Origin of the sequence: Atopostipes suicloacalis DSM 15692 (genome assembly GCF_900129085.1) — a bacterium.
Taxonomy (GTDB): domain Bacteria; phylum Bacillota; class Bacilli; order Lactobacillales; family Carnobacteriaceae_A; genus Atopostipes; species Atopostipes suicloacalis.
Genome location: NZ_FQUF01000026.1, coordinates 21,575 through 32,442, shown reverse-complemented (window position 1 = coordinate 32,442; position 10,868 = coordinate 21,575). Strand labels below are relative to the sequence as shown.

The 10,868-nt window shown below is 33.3% G+C and carries 11 protein-coding genes; all 11 read right to left on the bottom strand.

Features of this window, described 5'->3' with window-relative positions; translation table 11 throughout:
* Positions 1-345: 345 nt before the first annotated feature.
* The 11 genes from BUB96_RS08095 to BUB96_RS08045 all read right to left on the bottom strand — a co-directional run bounded on the left by BUB96_RS08095 (position 346) and on the right by BUB96_RS08045 (position 10,787).
* On the bottom strand, positions 346-1,020 hold the full coding sequence (locus BUB96_RS08095) for a DUF421 domain-containing protein (protein WP_084137044.1): 675 nt from the start codon (positions 1,018-1,020) through the stop codon (positions 346-348).
* Positions 1,021-1,162: 142 nt separating this feature from the next.
* A complete protein-coding gene (gene pcp / locus BUB96_RS08090; protein WP_073298370.1) occupies positions 1,163-1,810 on the bottom strand; it encodes a pyroglutamyl-peptidase I in 648 nt (215 codons plus the stop codon).
* Between the two features lie 12 nt (positions 1,811-1,822).
* Positions 1,823-2,746 (bottom strand): DUF979 domain-containing protein, encoded by a 924-nt coding sequence (locus tag BUB96_RS08085; protein ID WP_073298369.1) that lies wholly within the window; start codon positions 2,744-2,746, stop codon positions 1,823-1,825.
* Complete coding sequence (locus BUB96_RS08080; RefSeq protein WP_073298368.1) at positions 2,746-3,432, bottom strand: DUF969 domain-containing protein; 687 nt, start codon at positions 3,430-3,432, stop codon at positions 2,746-2,748. Before BUB96_RS08080 ends, BUB96_RS08085 begins: the two co-directional genes overlap by 1 nt.
* 106 nt (positions 3,433-3,538) lie before the next feature.
* On the bottom strand, positions 3,539-4,165 hold the full coding sequence (locus tag BUB96_RS08075; RefSeq protein ID WP_073298367.1) for a DNA-3-methyladenine glycosylase: 627 nt from the start codon (positions 4,163-4,165) through the stop codon (positions 3,539-3,541).
* Positions 4,162-5,205 carry a threonine aldolase family protein gene (locus tag BUB96_RS08070; RefSeq protein ID WP_073298366.1) on the bottom strand — a complete coding sequence of 348 codons (1,044 nt, stop codon included), beginning with the start codon at positions 5,203-5,205 and terminating at the stop codon, positions 4,162-4,164. Before BUB96_RS08070 ends, BUB96_RS08075 begins: the two co-directional genes overlap by 4 nt.
* Positions 5,206-5,460: 255 nt before the next feature.
* The gene (locus BUB96_RS08065) at positions 5,461-6,123 is read right to left on the bottom strand and encodes an ABC transporter permease (RefSeq protein ID WP_073298365.1); all 663 of its coding nucleotides are present in this window, start codon (positions 6,121-6,123) and stop codon (positions 5,461-5,463) included.
* Positions 6,116-7,078 carry an osmoprotectant ABC transporter substrate-binding protein gene (locus BUB96_RS08060; protein ID WP_073298364.1) on the bottom strand — a complete coding sequence of 321 codons (963 nt, stop codon included), beginning with the start codon at positions 7,076-7,078 and terminating at the stop codon, positions 6,116-6,118. Before BUB96_RS08060 ends, BUB96_RS08065 begins: the two co-directional genes overlap by 8 nt.
* The gene (locus tag BUB96_RS08055; RefSeq protein WP_073298363.1) at positions 7,071-7,721 is read right to left on the bottom strand and encodes an ABC transporter permease; all 651 of its coding nucleotides are present in this window, start codon (positions 7,719-7,721) and stop codon (positions 7,071-7,073) included. The genes BUB96_RS08060 and BUB96_RS08055 overlap by 8 nt, the downstream gene beginning before the upstream one ends.
* A 2-nt stretch (positions 7,722-7,723) precedes the next feature.
* Positions 7,724-8,884, bottom strand: coding sequence for an ABC transporter ATP-binding protein (locus BUB96_RS08050; RefSeq protein WP_073298362.1), 1,161 nt, complete (start codon positions 8,882-8,884; stop codon positions 7,724-7,726).
* A gap of 187 nt (positions 8,885-9,071) precedes the next feature.
* The gene (locus tag BUB96_RS08045) at positions 9,072-10,787 is read right to left on the bottom strand and encodes an ABC transporter ATP-binding protein (protein WP_073298361.1); all 1,716 of its coding nucleotides are present in this window, start codon (positions 10,785-10,787) and stop codon (positions 9,072-9,074) included.
* Between the last annotated feature and the right edge of the window lie 81 nt (positions 10,788-10,868).

The following is a 10,868-nucleotide window of genomic DNA, read 5'->3' as shown; positions in this document are numbered from 1 at the left end:
ACCATCTAATATACAACATACAATTGTCTTCTGATGAACGTCGATTCCACAACATGTCTCAATCATAACTTCCATGATGAAAACCTCCATCAAATAATTTAGGAAACAGAACATTCTATAAAATATTGTAATTTTATTTTCACATTCTAAGATGTATTCGGCTTATCGCAAAAGATAAAATGTTCATCCAGTTTTTTATACAGGTTCGGCAAAACCCATTAAACCTTCGGATTAATGTTTCCTATGTTAATTATAGGATACTCTCTCTTTTCTGTCACGGCTTAGATTGCGAAGCAATCATATTGTTTTTTATTTGGTATTCAAAAGAATTTTAATTTAAAATAACTAATCATCAATAGCAATGTTTTTAGATACCGCTTGGTCATAAGTTTCAATTAATAATTTTTCTTTGTTCATATTCCATTCACAGTAAAGAATATTTTCAATATTATGGTATCCCTGTTCTGTCAGTTCTTCTCGCAGCCATTTTTCATCTTTATTGATACTATTCAATACATTCAATTTTATTTTTCCTTCTTCAAGCAATAAAAAAGTAAGAACTTCTTCTTGATCTTTTTTTATGACTGTCAGTCCCCCATTAACTTCTAAAATTGCATAATAAGCATCATAAATAGAATAGCAATCGTTTTGTCGCAACATGGATCGCAACTGTTCCATATCAAAGTGATTATTTTCTAATTCTTCTAAATTTAATTTTCCTTTTTCGATTAGAATAGAAGGTTTTCCTTGAACTAAAGTAGAAATCCTTTCGGTTTTTTCAAGAAATTTCTCAATAATATAAACAACTGCTCCCCATAAAACTAGTGCGAAAACAATGTGAAATACGTTAACTTTATCATCGTAAAGAGCTTCTTCTACTAATGCACCCAATATTAAGATATAAAGCAAATCAAAAGGAGTTAATTCCGACATTGCTTTTTTACCTAATAACCGAATTAAAATAAATATACCGATTGAACCGATTAACATCTTTGAAGCAATACCAATATACATTGCCATCTCATTCTTCCTTTCTAATCGAATTTGATTTGTATAGTAATAATATAGTACTTTGCTACTAAGAGTCTATCTATCCGCTTTAGATCTGGTTCTAAAAACAAAAAAAGAGGCAGCCCTAATTTTGGGTTACCTCATTTATTATTTAGTGAGTCTTTCCACCAATTGTTTCTAAGTCCTCTTTGCCATCAAAAGCAATAATAGCTTTTAAAGCGGCTGTAATTCCTTTAACAATGTCATCTAAAGCCATAGCAGGTGTATTTGGACGTTCTACAACCTGTTCAGGCAAGAAAGGAATATGCATAAAACCTGCTTTGATATCTGGAAATTGAGTCATTGCTAGATACAATGTCTGATACATAATGTGGTTACATACAAAAGTACCTGCAGAGTTTGAAACAGAAGCAGGAATGTTTTCTTTCTTCATGTAATCTACCATAGCTTTAATGGGTAATTGACTGAAATAAGCAGGATCTCCATCTTCTTTAATTGGTTTATCAATGGGCTGCTGTCCTTCATTATCCGCAATACGTGCATCATCTACGTTAATTGCTACACGCTCTGGGGTCAGTTCATATCTTCCACCTGCTTGACCAATATTTAAAACATAATCTGGATGTTCTTTTTCAATCTTTTCTTTTACAACATCCGCACTTTTATAAAACACGGTTGGGATCTCTAATTTAATAATTTCTACCCCATCGATCGTGTCCGGTAATTTTTTTACGGCTTCAATCGCTGGATTAATGACATCATCACCAAAGGGATCAAAACCTGTGACTAAAATTTTCATAAACTAATCCTCCTAAAATGCCCAAAAATACATCAATAATATATGGATAACGGCCATAATTATAGCGACTGGAATTTGGGCTTTAATGACTCCATATTCATCTTTCATCTCTAATAAGGCTACAGGTAAAATGTTGAAATTTCCAGCCATAGGGGTTAATAATGTTCCACAATAGCCTGCAGTCATTGCTAAAGCTCCAACAATAACTGGGTCTCCTCCTTGGGCTAAAACGAATGGCACACCAATCCCAGCAGTAATTACAGTAAATGCAGCAAAAGAATTTCCCATAATCACTGTAAAGACCATCATTCCAATAACATAAGCTGTTACACCTAGAAAAATGTTTCCTTGTGGAACAATCCCACTAATCATAGCTGCAACAATATCACCAACGCCTGCTTCTACAAAAATCAAACCTAAAGCAGCCAATAACTGCGGTAAAATGCTTGTTGTCCCTACTTGTTGAACCATCCGATTCGTTTCATCCAGAACTTCTTCAGTAGACGGTCTAAAAATAAGCATGGCAATCAATAAAGATAATAAAGCACCAATACCAATGACCGTTGTACTCGATTCTGGGATTAGAAAAGAAATAATAATTGCAGAAAATGCCATTACAATAACCGGCGTAAATACCATATTTCTATGTTTTTGTGCAGATTTTTCTGCCTTTTCAACATTTTCTATATATTCTTTGCTGCTACCAAATTGATTGAATAAAGTGATGACTCCTAATCCTACGACTAACAGACCAGAAAGAACAGGAGATAACCATTTTCCAAAAATAAAAAGGATACCAAGAATAAACCAAAAGATCGCTGTACCGATATTTTTATTATTTGTTTTATCTTTTAATGCTCTATAACCTGCATAAGAAAATTGAATTCCTGCGATAATAAAGAAAAATTCCAATAAATAGTCAAAAAATGTTTCCATTACTGATCGCCCCCTGCTTTCTTATATTTTTTACTTAATTGACGATCAAACCATATGTTATAAACAATACCCATCAATAAAGAAATGCCTGCAATAACTAATGAAGCGACTGCAATTTTCGCTGCTGGTGCATCATATCCTAATGATTTAAGGGTTCCTGCAATAAGAAGAGTTCCAGAAGAGCCAACAAATGTATTTTGAGCATAAAAATTCCCCATGTTTTCCATAACAGAAGCTTGGGCTTTTATGCGTTCCTGTGTTTCTTCATCCGTATCCTCATAATTTGCAACAGCTGAAGCTTGGGCCATAGGTTCAATAAGTGGTCGAACAAATTGTGGATGTCCTCCAAGTCTTAAAGAAAACATTCCTGCAACTTCTCGGATTAATAGATATAAAGATAAAAATCTTCCCACTGTTAATCCTTTTATCTTATTAATTAAGTAAACAGCTTGTTCCTTCAAACCAAATCTTTCAGATAATCCAATCATGGTTAGCGTTAGTACAAATAGAGTAACTAAGCGGTTTTCAGTAAATCCTTGACCTAACAGGACTAATACTTCCGTCAGCGATAGTCCGCTAACTAATCCAGTGATTATACCGGCAATAATAACGACGGCAATAGTATCTATTTTCATAATAAAGCCAATAACTATAATTAAAACACCAATTAATGGTAAATAATGCATCTTTTTTTCTCCTTTCAAAACATGTTATCCATGATAACATATTTTTTAAAATAATATTTGAAAATTTGTTGATAGTATGTAACTTCAAACAATATCCCTTCAAAATTTATATCTTCCAGCCATAATTGTTTTTATCAATCTTTCCTTTTCTTCTTGATACATAGGGATTTCCTTCTACAATATATCGTAAAGGAGCTTTTGTCCAATTTTCTTTATTAGGAATCCCTATTCGAGGAGTGGTTAGAATTGTTTCAGCTTTCTTTTGATTTGAAAAGTCAATATATAATGGAGGTTTAGTTATTGAATGTCCATATTCTGCCATGGTAATCCCCATAGCTTGTGTCATTTTTCCAGGTCCATTCGTAATCTCATACTTCTTTTTTCCACGACGCTGTTCCATTAACTCTAATCCAAGTGCTGGCTGGACTGCTCGAATCAAAACAGCTTCTGGATTTCCTTTTTCTTTTGTAACTATATTCAATAAAATATTCCCCATCATATTATATAAATAAATCGTGCCTGCTTTATCATACATGGCTTCTACTCTGGGTGTACTCCGGTATCGATAGGTGTGAGCTGCCATATCGATTGCTCCCAGATAAGCCTCTGTTTCAACAATCCATCCTGCTGTAATTCCTTCAGATGTTTCAGAAATTAATTTTGTACCTAATAAATATTTTGCTACTTGTTGAGTAGATAAGTTTGTGTTTTTAATATCAAAAATTTTTATCATTCTTTCATTAATTTATAAAAGTCGTTGATCAAATTATCAACATTTTCTTCCTTTGTCGCCCATGTCATACATATACGTATTAGAGTGTTTTCTTCATCTTCATCATTCATCTCTAAAAATACATATTTTCCTTGTAATTTTTTTAAGATTTTATTGGGTAAGATAGGAAACAATTGGTTGGTATACGCCTCATATTTTAAGGGAATATTTAATTCTTTAAATATTTCTTTTAGTTTCATTCCTAATTTTACGGCATGTTCTGATAAATCAAAGTAAAGATTTTCTTCAAACAACACTTCAAATTGAATGCCTAAAGCGCGGCTTTTTGCGAGCAAGCCGCCTTTTTGTTTAATTATTGAACGAAACCCTCTTTTGATTTCATTATTTGAAATGACCACTGCTTCACCGAATAAAGCGCCTATTTTTGTACCACCAATATAATAAACGTCGGTCAGTTCTGTTAAATCTTGAAGAGTTAAATCATTCGTTTCTGCCACTAGACCATATCCTAATCTTGCTCCATCTATAAATAATTTCATTTCGTATTTTTTACATACTTCACTAAGAGTTGTTAATTCTGCTTTAGAATATAAAGTTCCTGTTTCAGTCGGATTAGATAAATAGACCATTCCTGGTTGGACTTGATGCATTTTTGCACCATTCTTCCAATAGGACTCACAAAGTTCTTGTACTTGAGTAGCTGTAATTTTCCCCTCTTTATTTGGAAGTAATAAGAGCTTATGGCCGATAGATTCAATTGCGCCTGTTTCTAGAGTGTGAATATGACCTGAATCTGCCGTTATGACTCCTTCATATGGACGTAGAGAAGCAGCAATAACAATTAAGTTTGTCTGTGTTCCGCCAGATAAAAAGTGAATATCGATATCTTCCGTCTTTGTTGCTGTTTTTATATAGTCTTTGGCTCTTTTACTGTATTCATCAAAACCATACCCTGGAGCCTGAACCATATTCGTCTCAATAAAGCGCTCAAGAATTTTTTCATGAGCACCTTCTGTATAATCATTATTAAAATAAATCATTTTATTCCTCCGTCAATCTCTAACGATAACTTGATTCAATTTATCGTTAAAACTACCCTTTAATTATAAATCAGTTTTCAGTGAAAACAAAATTTGACTTACAAATATTCCAAATTCTATTTTTTATACCTTTTTTCTATTTGTTAAGACACTCTATATTATCATATAACTGATGAATAGTTTAGCCTTATAAGCAATAAAAAAACACCGACCTTCAACAAATAGTTGAACAGATCGATGTTTATCTAAATCAATTTATTTGGATGTAGGATCTAATCTATTTTCTACCCAGGTTAGAAATAAATCTCCAACAATAGCCATAACTGAAATAGGGATTACTCCTGCAAGGATAACACTAGCCCCATCAGAAGCATTCACTCCCAATTGTAAGATATCTCCTAAACCAGATGCGCCCACAAAAGTACCTAACGTTGCAACTCCTACGCCCATAATGAAAGCATTACGAACGCCACCCATAATAACAGACATCGATAAAGGAAGCTCAACTTTATATACCAGCTGCCAATTAGTCATCCCCATACCTTTACCAACATCTAAAATATTTTCATCTACATTGCGTACTCCAATATATGTATTCCTTAATATTGGAAGTACTGAATAGATAAATACCGTTATCACAACAAGGTTTGGTCCTAAACCAATAGCCAACATTAAAATAGACAACATTGCTAAAGATGGAACTGTTTGAATAACGTTAGCAATTGCTAATATCCAATCAGCAATTTTTGCGTTTCTTGCAAGATAAAAACCTAAAGGAATTGCAAAGATAGCTGCAAAGAGAACGCCATATATCGCCATTAAAAAGTGTCGAAAAAACTGGTCAAAAACGTAAGCTCCATTAGCTTCGTAATAATAAATTACTTGTTCCCATAAAGGAAGTTGTGTAATATCAGTCATTAGGTAACAATCCTCCTTCAATAGGTTCTAAATAGGGTTCAACATCTTCAAAGAAATTATTTTGTTCTAACCAATCAAAAATAACTGTTCTTGGCTCTAATAAATAGTTTTCACTTAAATAATTCAACTCTTGCATTTGTTCTTCATCTATTTGATCTTCAAGTTTCAAGAAAATTCCCTCTAACTCTGGATATTTTTCAACAATCTCTGCTGTAGCAAGCGGACTTGCATCATAGGGTGGAAATAAATTTAAATCATCTTCTAGTAAAACAAGGTTTTCAGCCGGAATTTGTCCATCTGTTGAATAACCTAAACCGACGTCGATTTCCTCACTTGAAAGAGCGGTATAGAGTAAACCTAAACTCATTGGGAAGATATCATTAAATTCAAAACCATATATTTCAACGAACTCATCATATCCATCTCCTTCTCGAGTCATCCAGTTTGTATCAACACCAATTGAAAATTCATCTTTATATTCCTCTAATTGACTAACCTTTTCTAATCCATACTCTTCAGCAGTTTCTTCACGAACTATAAAAGCATATGAATTTGAAAAACCATAACTTGGATACCATAAATGGTTATATTCTTCCTCGAAAGCTTCAACAACAATCCGTTCTGCTTCTTCAGGATCTGTTACCGCTTCTCGGTTTAGTTCACCCGTTAAACTAGTACCAGTATAACGAACACCTGAAACATTCGCATCACCTGTTAAAAATGCTTGATGATTCATACCTGACGATAAATTTGTAATTACATTAGCATCAGTATCGATATAATGTTCGACCATTCCTTCGATAAGATAACCCATCATATCCATTTCAGTAGAAGTTCCACCCGTGATAGATATACCTTCTCCTGTAACTGAACCACCTAAACCAGGCAAAGCACAACCTGTTAGCAGAGTTAAAGTTCCAACAGTTATTATTAGTTTTTTGGTAAATTTATGCATAATCTGTTTCCACCTCTGACGATGATGTTTTAGGACTAAATCTTTTCTCTAGATAACCAGCAGTTAAATCCATCACTATTGCAATAATAATGACTGGAATAGTTCCGCCGAAAATCAAATCTTGTCGATAAGTTTGTAATCCATTAAAAATAAATTCTCCAAGGCCACCACCGCCAATATAAGCTGCAATTGTAGTCCAAGCAACAACATATACTGCTGATAAACGAATTCCTGCCATAATAACTGGTATAGCTAAAGGAAGTTGAACTTTTCTAATAACTTGTCCCGTTGACATTCCCATCCCTTTAGCAGCATCTACAAGCGTTGGGTCTACTCCTGACATACCTAAATAAGCATTTCTTAAGATAGGTAATAAAGAGTAAATAAATAAAGCAACAATAGAAGGTATCTTGCCCACACCTAAAATAGGAACCATCAATGCCAATAACGCTAAAGTTGGTACTGTTTGTAAGACACTCGCAATTCCAATAACTATATCTGCAGTTTTTGGAAATTGTGATAATAAAATACCTAAAGGAACTGCTACTAAAATCCCTAATGCTAGTGCTATAAGTGATAAAAAGATGTGCTCACCAATTGCAGTGATAAGTGCACTACCATTGTTTGCAAAAAATTCCATCATACTTATTCACTCAATCCTTCCTCTAGTATCTCTTCTTGGGCAATATCTTGATCCCAAATGAGATTATAAGTTAAATTCACTAGAGTTGTTTTTGTAATAATTCCTACCAATATATTTGATTTATCTACTACTGGTATATTTGATCGGCCTCTTCTTAAAACTTCTCGAAGTTTATTTTGAATCAGATCGTCTGCTCGTAACGGACGAATTTCTCGATCAATAATATCCATTATGTTCTTAGATTGATCATCTACATTAGCAATAAATTCAATGGTTACTCTACCTAATAATTTATTATAGTCATCCACTACAAACAAAGTGTCTACTCTTTTTTCATGCATTAATGTAAGTGCATCAGAGACAGTCTTACCAGGGGTAATAGTAAATGGATTATCGTTCATTATTTCTCTAACTTTGATATTATTAGTTTTTGCATCAAACAATCTATCTTGACCAATAAAACTTCGTACGTAATCATTTGCAGGATTAGAAAGGATGTTTTCAGGGGTATCATATTGAATAATTTCCCCTTCATGCCAAATAGCAATTCGATCCGCTAATTTCAATGCTTCATCCATATCATGTGTCACAAAAATAAATGTATTATTATATTCTTCTTGTAGCTCAATCACTAAATCGTGGAGCGCATCTCGAGTAATTGGATCTAAGGCACCAAATGGCTCATCCATTAACACAACACCTGGATTTGCTGCCAATGCTCGAATAACACCAATACGTTGTTGTTGACCTCCAGACAATTCGCTTGGGTAACGTTCAAGTAATTCAATGGGTAAATCTACTCTTTCCATTAATCTCTCAGCCGTATCTCTACATTTCTTTTCATCCCATTCAAGTAAGCGAGGGACTGTAACTACATTTTCATATACGGTCATATGTGGGAATAGTCCTGTTTGCTGTATAGCATATCCAATTTTCCGTCGTAGATTAACCGGGCTATAATCCTGAATGTTTTCTCCATCAATGAATATTTCTCCTTCGGTAGGGTCATGCATGCGGTTAATTAAACGCAGAGCGGTAGTTTTTCCACTCCCAGAAGTTCCTATAAAACACACAAATTCACCATCTTCGATAGTTATGTTCGCGTCTTTTACAGCTACTATGTCGCTATCGTAGACTTTAGTAACTTTTTTATATTCAATCAATTTATGTCCTCTTTCCATTTTCGAAATATTTTGTAATAATCTTCCTTCACTTAATCAAACTACCACATATAGAATTTGTCTTCAAATATGATACTTTTCTTTATTCATTTAATTAGAATATATATATACTTTTAAAAAAATAGCATTGGACCTTCAAATCTCTTGAAGTTCCAATACTATTTACTAATTAATCTCCAAATTGGGCATTATATAATTCAGCATAATGGCCATTTAATGCTAATAACTCTTCATGACTACCATCTTCTTTTATGCCTTCTTCTCCTACTACGAGAATTCGATCAGCATCCTTAATTGTTGCTAATCTATGAGCAATAATTAAAGTTGTACGTCCTTGAGATAATTTATTTAATCCTTGTTGAATATAATATTCTGTTTCCGTATCTAAAGCACTCGTCGCTTCATCTAAAATTAAAATCGATGGATTTTTCAAGAAAATACGTGCAATGGATAATCGTTGTTTTTGGCCTCCAGATAAACGCACTCCTCTTTCTCCGATCTGAGTATCCAATCCTTGAGGTAAATCTGAGACAACTTCTCTTAATTGTGAAGCATCAATTGCTGCTTCGACTTCGTCATTTGTTGCATCTAACTTCCCATATAAGACATTGTCACGAACCGTTCCACCAAATAAGAAAACATCTTGTTGGACCACTCCAATTTGTTTACGAAGAGATTTCATCGTAACATCTCTAATATCTATGCCATCAATTGAAATAGAACCTCCAGTGACTTCATAAAAACGAGGCAACAAATTTACCATTGTCGTTTTACCAACACCGCTTGGCCCTACAAAAGCAACGGTTTCTCCAGGTTTAATCGATAAATTGATTTTATCTAAGACTTCTTTATCTTCTTCATAGGCGAAAGAAACATCCTCATATTCAATATAACCTTTAAAATCAGGCGCTTCAATTGCATTTTCAGAATCTTCTATATCAGGATGAATCATTAATTCTTCTTGGAATCTCTTGAAACCAGCATACCCTTTTGGATATTGTTCCAGCATCGTATTAATCTTTTCAATTGGACGAATAAAGACATTGGATAGTAAAATAAAACCTACAAAGTCTCCCATAGATAGTTCACCTTTAATTGTAAAAAATGAACCAGCAAGAAATGCAAACAAATTAATTAAACGCATTAATATGTAATTAAATGAAGAACTAAGCCCCATTGTTTGATAAAACTCAATTTTTGTATCTCGATAGCCTTGAATTAATTTTTCGAAATTATTCTTTTCAAAATCTTCATTCGCAAAGGCTTTGACAACGCGTATACCACTTAATGCATTTTGAATCCCAGAATTAAAAGAACTTAATGTAGAATAGATACGCTGATTGACCTGGACCATTCTTTTATTAAATACCGATAATAAAATGGCTAGTAATGGAATTAATAAAATAGTAATAATAGCTAATTGAGCATGCGTATTATACATTAATAAAAAAGCTCCAACTAATGTCATGATAGTAATAAATATATCCTCTGGGCCATGATGAGCTAACTCGCTCACTTCAAAAAGCTCTGTAGTAATACGACTCATCAATTCCCCAATTTTTGTGTTATCAAAATAAGCATACGATTGTTCTTGATAATGCTCATAAAGTTCACGACGCATATCTGTTTCAATATTAATACCTAAACGGTGCCCTAAAGTAACTACAATATAATTTAAAGACATGGATAAAACATATAATGCAAATAGAACAACCGAAACCATTAAGATTGTTTTTAATGAACCATTCGGTAATATTTGATCAATGACTTTATTTACCGCAACCGGAAAAATTAATTCTAATATTGCAGCAAACACGGCACAAGAAAAATCAATTATAAATAATTTCTTATACGGTTTGTAATATGAAAAAAACTTTTTTATCATCCTTATATTCTTCCTCCCTATTATCTAATTAAAGACATGATTTATTCTAAGGCACCGTCCTTATATAAGCAAGGAAGGAAA

Excerpts from the sequence above, each read along its gene's own strand:
- BUB96_RS08070 (WP_073298366.1), bottom strand. The coding sequence starts at position 5,205 with ATGATTTATTTTAATAATGATTATACAGAAGGTGCTCATGAAAAAATT.
- BUB96_RS08055 (WP_073298363.1), bottom strand. The coding sequence starts at position 7,721 with ATGATGGAATTTTTTGCAAACAATGGTAGTGCACTTATCACTGCAATT.
- pcp (WP_073298370.1), bottom strand. The coding sequence starts at position 1,810 with ATGAAAATTTTAGTCACAGGTTTTGATCCCTTTGGTGATGATGTCATT.
- BUB96_RS08095 (WP_084137044.1), bottom strand. The coding sequence starts at position 1,020 with ATGGCAATGTATATTGGTATTGCTTCAAAGATGTTAATCGGTTCAATC.
- BUB96_RS08080 (WP_073298368.1), bottom strand. The coding sequence starts at position 3,432 with ATGCATTATTTACCATTAATTGGTGTTTTAATTATAGTTATTGGCTTT.
- BUB96_RS08065 (WP_073298365.1), bottom strand. The coding sequence starts at position 6,123 with ATGACTGATATTACACAACTTCCTTTATGGGAACAAGTAATTTATTAT.
- BUB96_RS08045 (WP_073298361.1), bottom strand. The coding sequence starts at position 10,787 with ATGATAAAAAAGTTTTTTTCATATTACAAACCGTATAAGAAATTATTT.
- BUB96_RS08085 (WP_073298369.1), bottom strand. The coding sequence starts at position 2,746 with ATGGAAACATTTTTTGACTATTTATTGGAATTTTTCTTTATTATCGCA.
- BUB96_RS08075 (WP_073298367.1), bottom strand. The coding sequence starts at position 4,165 with ATGATAAAAATTTTTGATATTAAAAACACAAACTTATCTACTCAACAA.
- BUB96_RS08060 (WP_073298364.1), bottom strand. The coding sequence starts at position 7,078 with ATGCATAAATTTACCAAAAAACTAATAATAACTGTTGGAACTTTAACT.